Raw genomic sequence first — 17259 nt, 5'->3', positions numbered from 1 at the left:
AGAATACCCCAAATCCCATGGGACGAACCACTCATAAGTAGCATGGCGACTAAACACTGGACGTAAGTTGGTCAAAATTTGCTCTATTCGACGGATTAGGTGCATCCCGAGAGATTAGCTGTTCAACTTGGCAGTCACAATAAAGTCATCCGCATATCTGATGATGCCTAAGTTTGGATTAACTGTTTTTATATATTCTTCTAATCCTTGCAATCCAATATTTGCAAGTAATGAACTTATGACACCACCTTGCGGAGTACCTGTTTGAGTTGGGTTTAATTCACCTCTATCGACAAATCCTGCTTTTAACCATTGTCTGATTAATTCACCATTTGGAAATGAATCAATTTCTTTGAGTATGGATTCATGGGCAATATTGTCAAAAAAGCCTTTGATATCAGCGTCTAGAATCCTGGTGTCTTTATTATAATGCCCGTGTCTATTTTTTCCTCTGCTTAACCTAATGAAGCTTTGACTAATGGCATCGTGACAACTTCTTCCCGGCCTGAAACCATAAGAATTGGCTTCAAATTGGGATTCCCATTCGGGTTCTAGTGCGTTTTTGACTATTGCTTGTGCGACTCTATCTCTGACGGTTGGGACTCCGAGAGGACGTTTCTTACCGTTTGCTTTGGGTATGTATACCCTTTTGGTGGGTTGGGCTTTTGGCATTTCCCACTCATTGACAAGTTTTACTCGCTGTGCAGGAGTATTAACTACCTCCTTATCAATTCCTGCTGTTTGCTGTCCGGTTTTCACCTGAGTAATTTGTCTGACACTAAGCAATAGGTTCGCTCGACTTTTGATTAACAATTTCTGCAACCTTCGCCCGTTGCTTCCATTGACCAAGTTTTCGGGCACGAAAGATTCTGTGACGTAAATTCCTAACAATTTGCCGGGCTTTTTTCCAGTTGACCTGTGACCAGTCCGTTAATTGTCCGTTGACTCCATTTATCGCGCCTTGTGCTTGACATCTAACTTATATCCTCGTTTGGTTTCTACTTGTACTGTTTTATCGGGTAAGGTTCGGGAGTCGCCTCTCTCCCCTCCCCGCGCGAACCGTGCAGTCGGGTAGGTCGGGAAGATCACTATTCCTTTCCCCCCTCAGAACCGTGCATACAAGTTACCCTGTACACGGCTCAAGCAAATCATAAGAGCGTATCGTGATGAATTTGTTGGTGACACATCAAATGGACATGAACAAGATTCGAGTATGTGTCCCTTCCTCCCATAGATTTAGGGATTTTATGGTGTACATGGGTTAATTCTCCGTTAAAGAGAGATTCATTACACACGGGACATACGTATTTTTGATTTTTAGCTATTTTTTGCCATGATTCATTTTTGTCCCTAGATTGTCTTGCACCTTTTTCCCTGAACCATTGTTGAACTTCTGGGTTGGGGTCATCGGGGCAATGTAATCCAGGTATCAATCGGTGGCGTTCTATCTTGAACCAGGAGAATTTATTAATATATGCTCCAGTCTCTTTTTTGCCAAAAACCCAGTTATCTCCTCTCTTCAAGTCAAATCTTCCGAAATATTTGTTTTTACGCCAGGTGCTGTTTTTGTTAGGGTGTTTGTGTTTGGCATATCGCTGTTCCCTCCAATACATCCAGCTATCAAGGTTTTTGAAAGTTTCGCTGGCTACCATTTTACGATGATAATTTGCCCATCCTCTAATAATGGGGTTGATCTCTTTGATAACTGCACCAACTTCACGTCCTCGATTTTTGAGCCAGACTTCTTTTAGTCGCAGCTTAATTGCCCTTACGGATTCCTTACTGGGTTTTATTAGGAGTTTATATCCGGTTTTTTTTGTCGATACTTTGTAGTGTCGAAAGTTCCACCCTAGAAAGTCGAATCCTTCGGTTACATGGACAATTTTTGTTTTTTCTTCGGAGAGACTTAATCCTCTAACTGAGAGCCATTGTGAAATTTCTTTCTTGGCTTCCTTGGCATCTTCCTTAGTTTCACATAGAATTAGGAAATCATCCGCATAACGGACTACTATCCTCTTTCCACGTGAGTCGCCCCTGTAATCATATTTAACTCCGACTGCTGTTTCCATTCCATGTAATGCTATATTTGCCAAAAGTGGCGAAATACATCCGCCTTGAGGCGTTCCAGCTTCTGTGGGATGAAAGGTATTATTATCCACGTATCCAGCTTTTAGCCAGTGTTTAATCAGCTTTCTTGCTGGGAAGTTGCCTATTTGTTTTAACAGGTATTCGTGATTAATATTGTCGAAGCACCCTCTTATATCCGCGTCCAATACCCATTTTTTCTTTCCTTGCGGTCGGATACTGCGGAAAATTTTTTCGGCAGCATCATGGGTACATCTTCCTGGGCGGAAACCAGAGCTTGTGCGCTCGAATTGAGCTTCCCAGCAAGGCAAAGAGTGCATTCATCACTATTGTTTGTAGGCATCTATCTATGATTGTCGGTATTCCGAGAGGACGTTTTTTTCCATTGGATTTTGGGATATAGACCCTTTTGGTTGGTAGTGGTTTCCAGGGGATAAATTCTCTCAGGCTATCTGTTAGAATTCCTCTACTATTAGGGTCAAGGATTACCCAACCGTCTATTCCTGGCGTTTTCTTTCCCTGGTTCTGTTGTGTACACCTCCTTACAGCCAGGAGAATATTGCTTTTTGACTTCATCAAAAGCCTTTGTAAGTTTCGGACTGTTTTCCAGCGTTTCTCACGAGTTGCCCTAAAAATTCGTTGTCTCAAGTTCTTAACAATACGATAGGTTTTACGCCAATCTATAGATTGCCATTTCGTTTTGTTCTTATTAGTTACGTTTACGACTGATGAGGTCATATCTAACTTTTCCTGATAAGTTCAGTTCCATTACTCACGATTTTTTAGGAGATTCACCAGTTCTCTGTCTGCACTCTTTCAAGTTGGGTATTTCGGTTTTGAGCTCCGCCCTATCCGTCGAGTTATACCTATAAATTGGCTTTCCTCTGAGGTTTCCCTCCGACGGCTTTCGCTTTTGAGAACTTCCCTCACCCGCTTGGGAGTTGATAGTTATCTTGCGATTTCTCTACTTCTTGCGTGGAAAATAGCTAGAAGACCCAATCGGGGTTACTTTGTTCCGCACGAGGTTGAGATACAACTAAATTGGATTCCTCTCACCACTCCGAGGACTAGGCATTCTCATTATCTGCCTATCATTTCAGATAATCTATTGTCCTAACACTCCCGTATCATCTGCATTTCGGAAGCCAAGGATAACGAAGCATCAAGGTTCACTTGTTGTTAATCCAATTTAATTTTGCCCTTGCCCCCCTTTCCATAGCAGTTTTGGTACTTAGGTTAGGCTTTTCTTGTCTGCTTTAAGACTCTGGGATTACTCCCAACGCCCCGACAAGATGGACACTGGTTTTGAATGCTAACCAGGAGGTTTATGGAGTCCTCACTCCCCCGTGCGACTTCAAATCGCACTGACAGTTTCCTATCACACGGCTCAAGCCTTACTTCAAACCTTTAACTTAGATTTGGAATGTACCTGCTTATGACACGCTTTGTGCAAGTGGATTAGATTCTCGGTGTCGTCCGAGCCACCATCTTTCACAGGCACTATGTGATGGGTTTCTATTTCCTCACCATTGAATAGGCTGTCTCCACATATCGGGCATTTCCAACTTTGGATTTTGGCCACTTGCTCGTATTTCGAGCCTTATTACAAGGTGACATTCGCTTTTTCTCTCATCTTCTGCCCTCCAGAGAGTTCTGTCTTTGTTACCGAAAAATTCTGGGTATGCGCCTCCCCTTTTAAGGGGATAAAAAAAGAGAATATTTCAGATTTCAAGCCTCTTGCTTTAGCTAGAGGTACTGATAACTGATAACTGATAACTGAAATGACCTCGGACTTACTCATCGGTTCGACCTTCCGAACGAGACTCTGTAGGGTTTACCCTGTCGTATCACTTGAAGTTTCTTTTGAGATAGTGAGGATGGTTGTCTCTTCTGCGGGGAGAGTTTTGTTCCCACGTTTAGATGATAAACGAACATCTAAACCTACTCCCTTACCTTTTTGGTTACAGCCTTTGAGGGATAATTTGGCTGTTTCCACTATCACGCAGTTTAGTCAACAACTTAGCTTTGTTCATCCTTCTACTGCTTCATAAAACTGATACAAAGCGTCACATAACGTGACAAATTGATGTGTACGGACGTTGCATGCAACGTCCCTACCTGCTTCTTGTGAGGCCGTCGGCGGTTACTCATCCACAGGCATTAACGGTCAAGCCAACCGCATCTCTACACTCTATACTTACATTTAAGTCTTTGTCAATTAACATAACTAAAAAAGTCCTCAAACCCTTACTACGCCGTTTTAGCGTAGGGAGCGGGATTTCCGGATAGGTCTACGTCTATATAGATAGACTGCCAGAAATGCGAATAGCAGGGATTTAGTGCAGAAGATACAAATTTCACCCTCGTTACTACTTGCCTGTGAGAACTAGCGTATTATGTCAATAAATTGCGCAAATTGTTAACTAAGTCGAAACTCTTTTCCCTCTTGCTCCTGGCCACATAATCCCTTGTAGCTTCGGTTACTTTCAGGGTCTGCATTCTGTCAACTTCATTACTTACTTTTGATATGAGCGGACTCATAGAGTCTTTTCTGTGAGGGCTAGGGGTGGAAATCCCTAGAGAACATGGTGTTCCAGTTCAAGTGACCTTTCAGGTCGCGCCGTCTAACAGTGGGAATGAATCGTTGGTACAACAAACAGATATCAACTATTAAAGAAAATCAGCCTCAAGGATTTTGGTCAAATAGACTAGCTGCCATTACAGAAAAGCGTAACCGCCAAATCCGATTTGGGTATTAACAAAGCAGCTAGAGTAGTAATTAATCATTGCTTAAAAAATCAGATTGGTACAATAGTTTTTGGTTGGAATCAAGGTCAGAAAAATCAAATCAAATTAGGAAAAAAAAGTAATTCAGAATTTGTACCAATTCCTACTGCTAGACTGAAAAAAAGTATTGCTCAATTATGTGAAGAGTATGGAATTATATTTATAGAAACTGAGGAAAGTTATACAAGTCTAGCTTCGTTTTTAGATGGTGACAATCTACCTAATTATGGTGATAAACCCGATGATTGGAAACCATTAGGGAAAAGAATCAAGCGTGGTTTGTATAGAACTGGTAATAATTGGTTGATTAATGCAGACTGTAATGGGGCTGCAAATATAATCGCAAAAGTAAGCAGAAAGCTAGGGTTAAACTTAAGCCGACTGTGTAGGGCCACAATGAAATTGTCTCCAGAGAGTGTATCTTTGGTCAGCGCTCGAAAAAACGAAGCAACATGGATTTATCCTGTTGCGTAGTATCAACTTAGAATCCCCGTGACTGACCTCCGGGGAGTAGTCAACATGATGTTTATCTACTACTATTTGATAACTAATAGATAAACCTAATCCAGTACCTTTTCCAATAGGTTTAGTTGTGTAGAATGGGTCAAAAATTTTATCAATATTTTTTTTACTAATACCCACACTATTATCAATTATCCGAATTTGCACTCTATTAGCTTTGTTAAGCGTAGTACTAATTGTGATTGTGCTTAGATTAGCTTGAATTTCTGTTTTTTTACGCCCTTTGTCTCGCTCTTCTAAAGCATAAATAGCATTAGCAATAATATTCATAAATACTTGAATTCATCAATGGCTTCATAGCATTTATCATATTCAAGCAAGTTATGGAACTATATATATAGAATAGTTCGTTATCAGTTAAAAGCCAAACTTAAGGTGCCAGGTCCAGTTAATATTAAACAAGGAAAATAGCCAGTAAATAACTTTAAAAAAAACTCCCAGAATTAATTCAATATATTTTAGAAAAAAATCAAGATTTGGTGAAAAATGGTCAAAGAATTCGTGATTGGTGTCAGGATGAAAGTCTTCAACAATTAATAATGAATAATGAATAATTACCTCTCCATGAATTGAAGAGGATTGACAAATTCATGAAAATTGTTCTTTATTATCCCCTATCCAAGGGGAGGCGCATACCCACAATTTTTCGGTAATAGAAGAGAAAACTATTTCGAGGCGAAAAATCACCTCTAAAGAAGTAAAGCCAGTGGGAAAAGAGCAATGGCGTTTTTATGATCGATGGTTATATGGCTGAGTAGAACCATCAACTGGTGAGAGCTTTTTTTGGGAATTTACTCATCTAAATAGTGTTTGCGCGCGAGAAATTTTGAGAATTATTTGTACAAAAGTAACAGTAATGAATTTCAGCTCATTCAACTAGATAATGGTGGTCTACATAAAGCTTTAAGCTTAAATATTCCTGAGAATGTTATTTTACTATTTCAACCTGGTTATAGTCCCCAAGTTAATCCAATCGAAAGGTTATGACAATACATTAAAGAAGATTTTAAGTGGATTAATTTTGACAACATAGAGGAGTTACAAAATGCTCTGACTAAAAGTTTAAACAAGTTAACCCAAAAAGTAGTAGCTCGAATAACTGGATGGGAATTTATTGTTAATGCTTGATAAATGGCCAATATTTAGGTAGCGTTGGCGGAGCGTTGCGTCAGCAAATCCCCTGTCAGTATCCAATATTTCAAAAGTGATCCCATCCAAGTATTTGTAACATTCTTTTTTCACGCTTGGTATAACCATAGATTTTGATTTTCATAAAAATCATTTCTGTGACGACTATATATATTTTCTACAGCTTGATTAATAGACATCTCCAAAAATACTCAAACGCCTATCCTAACTACCTTTTTCCAGAGCGATCGCCATAGAGAAAAGTAGCCAATTTCTACCGTGTAATCAGCTCTTAGAGTTATTTGTTGTTACTAATCAACTTTTTGATTACACTTTTTTCCTCATTTTTTTTGTGTTCAATCCGAATTTATACTAATATTAATTTTCCAATTCTTAACCTAACTAAACCACATATTGACGGAATGCTGCGCAAACAGCTATTAGCTGTCAGAACTCAGCAATAAGACTATCCACTTAAGGACAGTGGATAAATGAATATCAACTTTAAAGTCAAGGAAGCCGACTTTCATATTAAGGTTTAATTATAGCTCAATTAATTAACCTTTTATCGCACGCCAAAAACAATAGCTGATAGCTGACAGCTGAATGCTTACAATTTGACTAATTAAATTTAATACTTCACCCATGTCTAGAATTGTTACATATAGTCCTGCTTATACAATAGTTCCTACTTATGAATGCTTTAATCATTGCACCTACTGTAATTTTCGCTCAGATCCAAGCAAAAGTTCATGGCTGAGTCTATCAGAAGCAGAAGCAAAATTACTATCCCTAAAAAATCAAGGTGTAATTGAAATTTTAATTCTGAGTGGTGAAGTACATCCAAACAGTAAAAATAGAGCAAATTGGTTCCAATTAATCTATGACTTATGTAAACTAGCTCTATCTTTAGGATTTTTACCTCATACTAATGTTGGGCCACTTAGTAGAGCAGAAATGGAAGAGTTAAAACAAGTCAATGTGTCAATGGGATTAATGTTGGAGCAGATGACACCTAAATTATTACAAACAGTTCATAAAAATGCCCCTAGTAAAATACCACATTTACGCTTACAACAATTAGAATTAGCTGGCGAATTAAGAATTCCATTTACTACTGGTTTATTATTAGGAATTGGAGAAACTGTAACTGACTGGAAAGAAACATTAATAGCGATCGCTAATGTTCAGAAAAAATGGGGTCATATTCAAGAAGTTATTATACAACCCTACAGTCCTGGCGAGCAACAAATATGGAATGGTGAAGCTTTCGACATCAATTTGTTGCCAGATATTGTAGCGATCGCTCGTCAAATTTTGCCCTCAACTATTACGTTACAAATTCCTCCTAATTTAGTTACAAAACCGGAAATATTATTAGCTTGCATAGAAACTGGTGCGAGTGACTTAGGAGGAATTGGACCCCATGATGAAGTAAACCCTGATTATCCTCATCCCCATTATCAAGCTTTAGCAAAAGTGTTGCACTCTGGAGGATGGCAGCTAATTAAAAGATTACCTGTTTATTCTCAATATGATGCTTGGTTGCCAACAAATTTAGGTAATGTTGTGAGTAAATGGCGCATGAGATTGTTAATAGATGGTTGAAGAAGGAAGAAAGAGGAGTGTGGAGAAATGGAACATTTTTTTAGACCGAATGGCAGCTAATTTGATATTAAACCCAAAACAAAAGGATAATCTATCTTTACTGTAGAATTAATATAAATCTGGTGGAAACTAAATTTTTGCTCAGTCATTACAAAGGTTTAATATCAAATCCGGTTAAATACTCTCACAATCAATAGCTTAAAACCATGACTATTACGTTATTGGATCTATGTGCAATTAGGCGGATTTGATCTAAGATTAATGATCGCCAGATGTCTGAAGTTTAAAAATTGACATTTATTTGTTTAAATCTCAAGAGTTATACAAAATCCGGCTATCAAAAATACTTTATTAAGATGTAAGATTAAATCATCTTCCAGATTTAGTATCAAATAGTTGATTTTTGAGATTTAAATTTTACTTGAAAAAGATTTACGCAAAAGTAACTTTCGAGGTTGCCCAAATAGCAGAGAACCGAAAGTCCACTCAACCTCTTGTAATTGATAACCAGCTTTATCGTAAAGTCTTCGAGCAGTATAATTATTTTCTAATACATGAAGGTATAACTCACAAAAACCCCATCCTAATACCTTATGCTCACAGGAACTTAACAATTTTTGAGCAACTCCTAATTTTCTATAGTTAGCATCAACAGCTAAATTTGATAAATAAGCATACTCAAAATTATCTAAATTATCTAATTGCCAAGAGTTTAATAAGAGGACATCCATCCCACTTCGCGAACGCACATCAATTTCCACAGTTCCTACCAAATCTCGTTTTCTAGTATTAGATACATTCCTGCTAGACTCAGTATTTTCGACAACCATAGCAACAAGACATAAATAATGCTCAGTTTTTGAACGGATGCGATTGCGTAAATCTTCGTAAATACCTAGTCGTAAAAAAGGGCGAACATAGCCCATAATTCCTTGACAGGAGTAAAAACTATTAGTCAAAACTTCGGTAATACTGTTGATATCTTTTGGTTGAGCAATCCGGATGAAAAAACTAAATTCATTAGACAATTTTTTTTGGGCTTGAGGTTCCAGAAACTTTGTTGACATCCTCCCGACGCTGCTCTACGAGACAGCGCGGGATTCCTTAACATCACTGTTAGGGGTTTTCTGTTTCAATGCACCCGCCTTCCGAGATTTACTCTCTTTGGGTCTAAAGGCGCGCTCCACAGACAAGCCAGCGCCGCCAAAGGGGGTCTCCCCCATGAGCGACTGGCGCTGACACTGTGAGTCCCGCAGCCTTCGAGCGTGGGCGTTCCCTCTCTTGGTGCGCGTTCCCTCTCTTGGTCAGCATTCCGCAAGCGAGCTGGCGTCGTCGCGGGGTCTGACCGCTTGCGACTATCGTCGTCGCGGGGTTGTACCGCTTGCATCTGACGCCGACGCGGGTTCCCATCCGCAAAATATTTATTGCAGCGTTAATATCACGGTCATGGTGAGCTGCACATCCTGGACATTCCCACTCTCTAATATTTAGAGGTAATTTCTCCACTACATGACCATAATTAGAGCAACGCTTAGAACTAGGGAAATATCTGTCAATTTTAATTAATTGACGACCATACCAATCAGCTTTGTATTCTAATTGCCTGACTAACTCGGACCAGTTGGCATCACGACCCGCCCCTCTTGCTCCCCTCCCGGGAGGGGATGGGGGTGGGTTATGATTCTTGACCATGTTTTTTACTGCCAAATTCTCAACCACTATCGTTTGGTATCTTTTGATTAGTTGAGTAGTCAGCTTATGGGTATAGTCTAGTCTTGAATCTTTAATTTTTGCGTGTATCCTAGCTACTTTAAGCCTAGCTTTTTGATAGTTACTTGAACCTTTAGTTTTGCTAGATAGAGATTTCTGAGCTAACCTCAGTTTCTTGTGTAATTTGTTTATATTTTTAGGGTTAGTAACTTTTTCTCCATCACTGGTAGTCAGTAAGCTGGTAATTCCTAAATCAATACCAACTTGTTTAGTTACTGGGTTCAGCTTTAAACTTCTAGTGTCATTGATTGTCAGTGTCTCTGAGAATCTGCCGGATGGGTCAAGTTTTACGGTAATTGTACTTGGTACACAGTTTTGGGGTAGTTGCCTACTCCATCTGATAGGTAATGGTTCAGCACATTTGGCTAGATAGACTTGACCATCTTTCCACTTGAACGCTGATTTTGTGAATTCAGCATTACCACCATTACGCTTTTTCTTAAAGTTGAGATATTTGGCACGTCCACTAAAGAAGTTGGTAAAAGCTTTTTGTAGATGTCTTAAACCTTGCTGTAATGGAACACTGCTAACTTCTGTGAGAAAATCTAAATCTTCCTGCTTTTTCCAGTTGGTAACCATGGTAGAAGTTTGCTTATACCCTACTCGCTCTTTGTTTTCATGCCAAGCTTGAGTCCTGGCTGCCAAGGCTTTGTTGTAGATTAGTCGTACACAGCCCAAAGTCTTCCGCAACAAGTTTTCTTGCTCTGGAGTTGGGTAGAACCTAAATTTGTACGCTTTTTCGACCATCTACTGTTTACTTGTTTAAGACTTAGATTTTAGCATATCATGTGTGAAACCGCAACATTGATTGGTTTTCCCATCCCTCCGCTCCCCTGCGGGAGAGCGCGGGTCTTCAAACAACGTTGAGATAAATTCACTAGCTATATATAAATTCTATATAAAAGCCTAGAATATTATGTAGCAGTTGTCTTGAGGTTGTTTGACATTCTCCCCTCTCCTTTAGCTGAATTGCCGAGAAGCCTCACGCCATAATATTTGATTTGGTGTGAGATGAATCGGCAGCAAATTGAATGAGTTCGATGCCCATTAAATTTGCAAATATCCTACCAGAAGCTTTCGCCCTAGTTGAAAAACTTGTATTATGATATTGCAATAACCCCGGAAATTTTCCACCATGCGGACTGCCTACCAATATAAATTAAGGCCAAATAAAGAACAGTTAGCCACAATAGAAATGTGGTTGGAATTGTTGCGTCGGCAGTACAACTATAGGTTGGGTGAAAGATTCTCATGGTGGTCAGAAAACCGTTGTCCAGTTAATGCTTGGCCCAAGGTGCATGCCAATTCCTCAACTAAGAGATAATCCAGATTATTACTCTCAAAAAAAAGATTTGGTCAATACCAAAGAAAAGTTTCCTGAGTACAAGTTGATTCATTCTCAGGTTTTACAGGACTGCATAAAACTGGTAAAACTTGCCTTTGATAGATGGTTCAAGGCAGACAAAAATGGACATAAATTAGGGAAACCAAGGTTTAAGGGAAAAGGGCGTTATCGCAGTTTTACTTATCCTCAAATCAAGCAAGACTGCATAGAAGGAAACAAGATAAACTTGCCAAAAATCGGCAATATCAAGTTGATTCAACATCGGCCGTTACCTAATGGTTTTCAAATAAAAACTGTTACTATTACTCGTAAAGCTGATGGTTATTATGTGACTTTATCCCTAGAAGACAAATCAGTTCCAGCTTTGACAACTAAAGTAGAACCTACATTAAAAAACACTCTGGGAATTGATATGGGACTGAAGGAATTCTTAGTAACTAGTGTTGGAGAATCTGTCCCCATCCCTCAATACTATCGAAAATCTCAGCAGCGATTAAAGACTCTACAAAAACGTTTATCCCGTAAAAAGAAAGGCAGCAAAAGATGGTTAAAATCTGTCAAAGCTGTAGCTAAACAACATAAAAAAGCGGATGCGACCCCGCGACGACGACAGCTCGCTTGCGGAATGCGCACCAAGCAGTAGCTGACAAGCGTAAAGACTTTCACTTCAAAACAGCCAATGAATTGTTATTAAAAGCTGAAGTTATCGCCTATGTAGACGCGGAGCGGCGTGCCGGAGGCAAACTTAAATATTAAAGGGTTAGCAAAGACCCGTTTGAGTAAATCAATTAATGATGCTGGATGGGGTCAGTTCTTGTCTATTCTTGCTGTCAAAGCCGTTAGGGCAGCTCCTCCGCAGGAGGCAAATGCTGGACAGAAAACTATAGCTGTGAATCCTCAAAATATCAGCCAAGATTGCTCGAATTGCGGTGAAAAAGTCCCGAAAGAATTAAACATACGAACTCATTCTTGCCCACACTGCGGTATAGTCATGGACCGCGACTTAAATGCAGCAATAAATATAAAAAATAGGGCGGTGGGGCATCCCGTCTTTAAAGCACGCGCTTGTCCGATGCAGTGGCAGGACTGCGAAACGAGAAGCTCACACTAAGCTAACGCTATAGTGTGGGAGTATGTCACTTATGTACAACAAGAAGCAAAAGCCCAAATAATTAAAATTTTCTTAAATTCAGAAAACTTTCTATTGTAGGTAAAAATTGTTTTGATCCTGAATCAAAATCGCTAATTATAACATTTTAAGCAACTGTATATTATTGAATATCAACTACAAGATCGAGATTATTCAATTAATTTAATTTAATTCACTTGATTATGAGTAAATTATTGATAATAAGCACTGTAATTGAAGCAGCTTTTTTCAGTGAAGCAAGTACCAAAATTGTTGATTTGCTTTTTGGTTGATGATACAGGTGTAAATGGACATTTAGCATTCGGTTGTCCAACAGAATGAAATCCTATCTATAAAACTGTAACTTGCTAAATAATAATCGATCCTTACTGCCTTGAAAGCACGGAGAGCTGTGCATGAGTTCTAGAAAAAAACTTAAACCGAAAATTTTGATTGTCGATGACGAATCAGACAACTTAGACCTTCTTTACCGTACTTTCTACAGAGATTACAAGGTGTTGCGAGCTCAAAGTGGACCGGAAGCTCTAGAAATTCTAGAAACATCTGAGGAAGTAGCTGTAATTATTTCAGACCAGCGAATGCCCAAAATGAGTGGTACAGAATTCTTGAGTCTAACTGCCAAGCAATACCCCGATACTATTCGGATTCTTTTAACTGGGTTTACTGATGTAGAAGACCTTGTAGAAGCAATTAACTCTGGTAAAGTCTTTAAGTATTTGACTAAACCTTGGAATGCAGAGGAACTGAAAGGATTAGTTAAACAGGCAGTTGACACTCACAATGTCCTCAAATCTCACACTGAGGAATTAAGACGTGCTCTTCAACAAGAGTCTCTGCTATATGCAGTTACCAATACTATTCGCTCTGCTCCTAATTATCGGCAGATGCTTCAAAGGATAGTAGAAACTATTGGCCAAATGTTTGAGGTAAGTTTAGCTGTTTGTCGCCCTTTTCAAGATAGTTATAGAGAAGACGAATGGTTTATTTATCAAAATCAAGAAGAGAACTCTCAAAAATTAGCCAACACTGATTCTACGGATGTACCAGAAGAAATTTTTGCTCATATTCTCTGGGAAACGACTGACGTGGAAATCATTTCAGATGTCCAAACCGATGAAAGGTTCCAGGGAGAAAGTAGAGAACTGCAACAACGCCAACAAGCTTACCAAGTGGCGAATATTCGTTCTAGTTTAATGGTACCTCTATTTTCCCGATTAGACTTAATTGCAGTTTTGGCGCTGCACCAGTGTGGGGAGATCCGAAACTGGCAAGACCATGAAGTACAACTCCTAATTACGGTGGCAGATCAAGCTGCTCTAGCTCTATCACAAGCTCTTGCTTATGAGCAACTGAGCAGTATTGCTCAAAGAGAAGCTCTGGTTAATACCATTACAACTGCCATTCGCTCTAGTTTAAATCCCCAAGATATTTTTGCGGCTATTACTCAAGAGTTAGGCAAAGCGTTGAAAGTAGATGGTTGTGTTCTCTCTTTGTGGACGGAAACTGATGAATATGTTCAATGTGTGGGATTATATGATGCCCAAACTCAACCTTCTATTAGTACTACCAATGAAGCTTCTACTGTTATAGATAATTATGCTCGCAGGACAGAAATTTCTGATAACGATCGATCGTCAACTGCAAGAGAATTACCTCAGTCATTTGTTCCCATTCGTAGTAATCCTATTTTAATGGAATTGCTAAAAACAAAAAAAACAATAGCAGTTTGCGATCTAAATATAAATCTGGAATTTAATGAATATCAACTTCCCTTACGCTCTAATGCTCGTGCTTTGATGGTAGTACCCCTAACTGTTGATGGTCAAATTATTGGTAGTATTTCTCTACGTCACAATGACAACATACATCAATGGCAAGCTGCTGAAATTGAACTAGCTGAGGCAGTAGCTTCCCAAGCAGCGATCGCCGTGCAACAATCTAGTCTATATCAAACAACCAGGCAACAAGCTGAACGACTAATAGAAGCAGACCGCCTCAAAACAGAATTTTTCCAAAATATCTCCCATGAATTTCGCACCCCTCTAACTTTAACGATCGGTTTGTTAGAAGAAGCAGTTAATTCCAGCAGAGATTTACCTCTGGAACAAGGAGCGATCGCGCTGCGTAATTCTCGTCGTCTTTTGAGATTAGTTAATCAATTATTAGACTTGCAAAGAATTGATGCTGGAAGAATGCAGCCTTCTTTTCAACCCTGTAATCTTGTAGCTTTCTGTCGCAATATTGTGGAATCATTTACCCCCTACTGTCAGAAAAAGCAACTTCATTTAGTTACAGAATTTAGTGAAAATTGCCCATCAGTTTATCTGGATATAGAAAAGTTTGATAAGGTTATCTATAATTTGCTATCAAATGCGATGAAATTTACTCCCGCTGGAGGAACAATTACTATTTCAGTTGAACCAGTTGGGGAAAATTGTCTATTAAAAGTTCAAGATTCTGGAATTGGTATTCGTCAAGAACAAATTCCGTTTTTATTTGAACGATTTCGACAAGCAGAAGGGTCGGCAAATCGTTCTTATGAAGGAAGTGGTATAGGTTTGGCATTAGTCAAAGAATTAGTAGAACTTCATAATGGCCAAGTAAATGTAGAATCAGTTTATGGTCAAGGTGCTACTTTTGAAGTTTGGCTACAAACAGGAAATAGTCATTTACCTAAAGATCGAGTTGTAGAGAAAACTGCTGAATTTAATGCTTCTAAGTTAGCTGTGGAGTTTGCAGATGTAGAAGCAGAATTAGAAGAAGCAGAAGAATTACAAGCAGTAGACCAAGCAGAAAATATTCCTCAAGTTAATAGTAATGATGTGGCAGTAGGGGCGATTCGCGAATCGCCCCCTACTATTTTAGTGGTGGATGATAACCCTGATTTGAGAAGCTATGTGTCAAGAATTATGCGGAAATCTAACTTTAATGTAATATTAGCTAGGAATGGAGCTGAGGGATTTGAAATTGCACAAACTTATCATCCTCATCTGATTATCACAGATTTAATGATGCCAATTGTATCTGGTCTCGATTTAATCAAAATGATTAGAGAAGAAAAAGAACTGCGAGGAACTCCAATTATTTTGTTAACAGCAAAAGCAGATGAAGATACCCGAATTAAAGGGGTAGAAAGAGGAGCTGATGCTTATTTATCAAAACCTTTTAACGAGCGAGAACTTTTGGCAGAAGTCAATAATTTATTAGCTTTGAAAGAGAATGAGCGAAGAGTGCAAGAGTTGAATTCCTATTTAACGGAGTCAGTGCTAAGGCGGTTTTTGCCACCGGAAATGGTACAACGTGCAGCACAGGGAGATTTAGCTTTAGATTTAAGACCAGAACCAAAATTGGTGACAGTTTTGTTTAGTGATATTGTGGGTTTTACTCAGATGTCGAATATTTTGCAAGCGCGTAGAATAGCTGAGTTGTTGAATGAATATTTAGCAGAGATGACAAAAGCCATTTTTGCTAATGGTGGTACTGTGGATAAGTTTGTTGGGGATGCTGTGATGGCAATTTATGGTTCTCCTGAAGAGTTGACAGCAGATGAGCAGGTGCAACGAGCAGTGGCCTCAGCCAGGGCGATGTTAAAAGCTTTAGATAAATTAAATGAACGGTGGCAAAATCTGGGGTTCATTGGCCAGAATGGGGCCTCACCAGTGAGGTTTCGTTGTGGTATTCATCAGGGTAATGCTGTGGTGGGAATGTTTGGTGGTGCAGAGCGGTCTGATTATACAGCTATTGGCCCATCAGTAAATATTGCAGCTAGGCTACAGGAAGCAGCAGAGCCAAATACAATTTTGGTATCCCAGACTGTTGCTAACTATGTGGATAGTCTAGAGGTGAAAAAGTATGGTTATCTGAAGTTGAAAGGTATAGATGAAGAGATTTTAGGTTTTGTAGTTAGTCAAGACTCTATAATTTAAAGCTCAGATGGCAGTAAATATAATCTAAAAATTTTTTCTACTGAACTTGTTGCAATTCTAGAAAAGTGTGTTATATTAAATAAATAAGTGCGGGTATAGTTTAGTGGTAAAACCTTAGCCTTCCAAGCTAATGATGGGGGTTCGATTCCCCCTACCCGCTTTTACTTAAATTAACGACTCCTTAAGCTTTGAGACTTATTTTTTCAGAGTAAAGTGGACAACAAGTTGAATTGAAAAGTGTATTTCAATGAGCCGAATAAAAACAGGAAATTTAAACTGTAATAAAAATTTACATTAAGAGAGGGTCATATATTTTATTTGTATTTGTCCAATAATCAGGATTTTGTGTAAATCTTCTGGTAGTGCAGAGCGCAAAGTGTGGGATAAGTAATTAGGTCGTTCCAACTCCAAGGAGCGATACAGAGTAACGCAACGCTGGGCGAACGCCAACTCAGCTCTTTGTGCAGCAGTATAATCTTGTGCGACGGGCGAACCCAAATCCAATTGAAGTACGCGTACGCTAACCTAACCGTTATCTCTGTCTGTGTCCAGACCTTACCAAATTTATTCTGGGGTGCGATGCCACCGACTTATCTGCTGTCTGACAATCCCGTTAGGAAAGCTCTAATATCATGTTCGGTTGAATAGTTATAAATAAAAATGGAGGAGTAATGAGTTATGAGTAATGAGTTATGAGTAATGAGTTATGAGGAGGGAATTTTAAGCTATAAATGAAGAGAAAGTTTTTTGCGAAGCGCTCTTATCCGGACATGATATAACTTGTTTCCATTGGTGGCCTCAAACTAGGGCTGTTCAGTTATAAGCGATCGTCAGAACATAGAGGTAGTTGGCGAACGCCATCTTTTGGGCCATAAAATTTGAAGACTTCTACTGTAATGATTCTGGCTTTATTATAAGTGATCATCCGAACATGATAT

General features: G+C 39.0%; 17 protein-coding genes, 1 tRNA gene and 1 pseudogene. 10 read left to right on the top strand and 9 right to left on the bottom strand.

Features of this window, described 5'->3' with window-relative positions; all coding sequences use genetic code 11:
- Positions 1-114 precede the first annotated feature (114 nt).
- The 5 genes from F6K23_RS37820 to F6K23_RS37800 all read right to left on the bottom strand — a co-directional run bounded on the left by F6K23_RS37820 (position 115) and on the right by F6K23_RS37800 (position 3667).
- The gene (locus F6K23_RS37820; RefSeq protein ID WP_367267941.1) at positions 115-861 is read right to left on the bottom strand and encodes a reverse transcriptase domain-containing protein; all 747 of its coding nucleotides are present in this window, start codon (positions 859-861) and stop codon (positions 115-117) included.
- Positions 779-955: a reverse transcriptase N-terminal domain-containing protein gene (locus F6K23_RS42560; protein ID WP_367267940.1), complete on the bottom strand. Its 177-nt coding sequence runs from the start codon at positions 953-955 to the stop codon at positions 779-781. The genes F6K23_RS37820 and F6K23_RS42560 overlap by 83 nt, the downstream gene beginning before the upstream one ends.
- Before the next feature lie 193 nt (positions 956-1148).
- Entirely contained in the window at positions 1149-2405 is a 1257-nt protein-coding gene (locus F6K23_RS37810; protein WP_293165947.1) for a reverse transcriptase domain-containing protein, read from the bottom strand.
- Positions 2329-2823 (bottom strand): reverse transcriptase N-terminal domain-containing protein, encoded by a 495-nt coding sequence (locus tag F6K23_RS37805; protein WP_293165945.1) that lies wholly within the window; start codon positions 2821-2823, stop codon positions 2329-2331. Before F6K23_RS37805 ends, F6K23_RS37810 begins: the two co-directional genes overlap by 77 nt.
- A 661-nt stretch (positions 2824-3484) precedes the next feature.
- Entirely contained in the window at positions 3485-3667 is a 183-nt protein-coding gene (locus F6K23_RS37800; protein ID WP_293165943.1) for an HNH endonuclease, read from the bottom strand.
- A gap of 295 nt (positions 3668-3962) precedes the next feature.
- Between F6K23_RS37800 and F6K23_RS37795 the strand changes: the two genes are divergently transcribed.
- The 3 genes from F6K23_RS37795 to F6K23_RS37785 all read left to right on the top strand — a co-directional run bounded on the left by F6K23_RS37795 (position 3963) and on the right by F6K23_RS37785 (position 5346).
- On the top strand, positions 3963-4136 hold the full coding sequence (locus F6K23_RS37795; RefSeq protein WP_293165941.1) for a hypothetical protein: 174 nt from the start codon (positions 3963-3965) through the stop codon (positions 4134-4136).
- A 585-nt stretch (positions 4137-4721) separates the two neighbouring features.
- The gene (locus F6K23_RS37790; protein WP_293165939.1) at positions 4722-4844 is read left to right on the top strand and encodes a hypothetical protein; all 123 of its coding nucleotides are present in this window, start codon (positions 4722-4724) and stop codon (positions 4842-4844) included.
- Positions 4834-5346: an IS200/IS605 family accessory protein TnpB-related protein gene (locus F6K23_RS37785; RefSeq protein ID WP_293165937.1), complete on the top strand. Its 513-nt coding sequence runs from the start codon at positions 4834-4836 to the stop codon at positions 5344-5346. Before F6K23_RS37790 ends, F6K23_RS37785 begins: the two co-directional genes overlap by 11 nt.
- Here the strand turns inward: F6K23_RS37785 and F6K23_RS37780 are convergent.
- A complete protein-coding gene (locus tag F6K23_RS37780) occupies positions 5245-5664 on the bottom strand; it encodes a sensor histidine kinase (protein ID WP_293165935.1) in 420 nt (139 codons plus the stop codon). The two genes, F6K23_RS37785 and F6K23_RS37780, sit on opposite strands and share 102 nt — an antisense overlap.
- A 567-nt stretch (positions 5665-6231) precedes the next feature.
- On the opposite strand from F6K23_RS37780, the gene F6K23_RS37775 reads away from it, so the two are divergent.
- On the top strand, positions 6232-6381 hold the full coding sequence (locus F6K23_RS37775) for a hypothetical protein (RefSeq protein ID WP_293165933.1): 150 nt from the start codon (positions 6232-6234) through the stop codon (positions 6379-6381).
- Positions 6382-7167: 786 nt separating this feature from the next.
- Positions 7168-8130, top strand: a complete 963-nt coding sequence (cofG, locus tag F6K23_RS37770) for a 7,8-didemethyl-8-hydroxy-5-deazariboflavin synthase subunit CofG (protein WP_293165932.1) — start codon at positions 7168-7170, stop codon at positions 8128-8130.
- A 410-nt stretch (positions 8131-8540) separates the two neighbouring features.
- Here cofG and F6K23_RS37765 read toward each other — a convergent pair whose 3' ends face one another.
- A complete protein-coding gene (locus tag F6K23_RS37765; RefSeq protein ID WP_293165930.1) occupies positions 8541-9197 on the bottom strand; it encodes a GNAT family N-acetyltransferase in 657 nt (218 codons plus the stop codon).
- 103 nt (positions 9198-9300) lie between these two features.
- Positions 9301-10647: an RNA-guided endonuclease TnpB family protein gene (locus F6K23_RS37760; RefSeq protein WP_293165928.1), complete on the bottom strand. Its 1347-nt coding sequence runs from the start codon at positions 10645-10647 to the stop codon at positions 9301-9303.
- A 388-nt stretch (positions 10648-11035) separates the two neighbouring features.
- Between F6K23_RS37760 and F6K23_RS42555 the strand changes: the two genes are divergently transcribed.
- From F6K23_RS42555 to F6K23_RS37745, 5 genes are all read left to right on the top strand, one after another.
- A complete protein-coding gene (locus F6K23_RS42555; RefSeq protein WP_367267939.1) occupies positions 11036-11224 on the top strand; it encodes a helix-turn-helix domain-containing protein in 189 nt (62 codons plus the stop codon).
- The gene (locus tag F6K23_RS42550; protein WP_367267938.1) at positions 11199-11888 is read left to right on the top strand and encodes an RNA-guided endonuclease InsQ/TnpB family protein; all 690 of its coding nucleotides are present in this window, start codon (positions 11199-11201) and stop codon (positions 11886-11888) included. The genes F6K23_RS42555 and F6K23_RS42550 overlap by 26 nt, the downstream gene beginning before the upstream one ends.
- A 132-nt stretch (positions 11889-12020) precedes the next feature.
- Positions 12021-12356, top strand: a complete 336-nt coding sequence (locus tag F6K23_RS42545; protein WP_367267937.1) for a zinc ribbon domain-containing protein — start codon at positions 12021-12023, stop codon at positions 12354-12356.
- Positions 12357-12790: 434 nt separating this feature from the next.
- Positions 12791-16321 carry a response regulator gene (locus F6K23_RS37750; RefSeq protein ID WP_293165926.1) on the top strand — a complete coding sequence of 1177 codons (3531 nt, stop codon included), beginning with the start codon at positions 12791-12793 and terminating at the stop codon, positions 16319-16321.
- 89 nt (positions 16322-16410) lie between these two features.
- Positions 16411-16481, top strand: a tRNA-Gly gene (locus F6K23_RS37745).
- Between the two features lie 334 nt (positions 16482-16815).
- Here F6K23_RS37745 and F6K23_RS37740 read toward each other — a convergent pair.
- A pseudogene (locus F6K23_RS37740) lies at positions 16816-16936 on the bottom strand (IS1 family transposase); the annotation flags it as partial.
- Positions 16937-17259 lie beyond the last annotated feature (323 nt).

Source organism: Okeania sp. SIO2C9 (assembly GCF_010672455.1).
Taxonomy (GTDB): domain Bacteria; phylum Cyanobacteriota; class Cyanobacteriia; order Cyanobacteriales; family Microcoleaceae; genus Okeania.
Note: the sequence above shows the minus strand (reverse complement) of the source record. Positions and strands in the feature narration are given on the sequence as shown.

What these genes read in the sequence shown, in the direction of transcription:
- F6K23_RS37795 (WP_293165941.1), top strand. Translation starts at nt 3,963, where the DNA reads ATGGTTGTCTCTTCTGCGGGGAGAGTTTTGTTCCCACGTTTAGATGAT.
- F6K23_RS42555 (WP_367267939.1), top strand. Translation starts at nt 11,036, where the DNA reads ATGCGGACTGCCTACCAATATAAATTAAGGCCAAATAAAGAACAGTTA.
- F6K23_RS42550 (WP_367267938.1), top strand. Translation starts at nt 11,199, where the DNA reads ATGCCAATTCCTCAACTAAGAGATAATCCAGATTATTACTCTCAAAAA.
- F6K23_RS37765 (WP_293165930.1), bottom strand. Translation starts at nt 9,197, where the DNA reads ATGTCAACAAAGTTTCTGGAACCTCAAGCCCAAAAAAAATTGTCTAAT.
- F6K23_RS37750 (WP_293165926.1), top strand. Translation starts at nt 12,791, where the DNA reads ATGAGTTCTAGAAAAAAACTTAAACCGAAAATTTTGATTGTCGATGAC.
- F6K23_RS37760 (WP_293165928.1), bottom strand. Translation starts at nt 10,647, where the DNA reads ATGGTCGAAAAAGCGTACAAATTTAGGTTCTACCCAACTCCAGAGCAA.
- F6K23_RS37790 (WP_293165939.1), top strand. Translation starts at nt 4,722, where the DNA reads ATGAATCGTTGGTACAACAAACAGATATCAACTATTAAAGAAAATCAG.
- F6K23_RS37805 (WP_293165945.1), bottom strand. Translation starts at nt 2,823, where the DNA reads ATGACCTCATCAGTCGTAAACGTAACTAATAAGAACAAAACGAAATGG.
- F6K23_RS37780 (WP_293165935.1), bottom strand. Translation starts at nt 5,664, where the DNA reads ATGAATATTATTGCTAATGCTATTTATGCTTTAGAAGAGCGAGACAAA.
- F6K23_RS37810 (WP_293165947.1), bottom strand. Translation starts at nt 2,405, where the DNA reads ATGCACTCTTTGCCTTGCTGGGAAGCTCAATTCGAGCGCACAAGCTCT.
- cofG (WP_293165932.1), top strand. Translation starts at nt 7,168, where the DNA reads ATGTCTAGAATTGTTACATATAGTCCTGCTTATACAATAGTTCCTACT.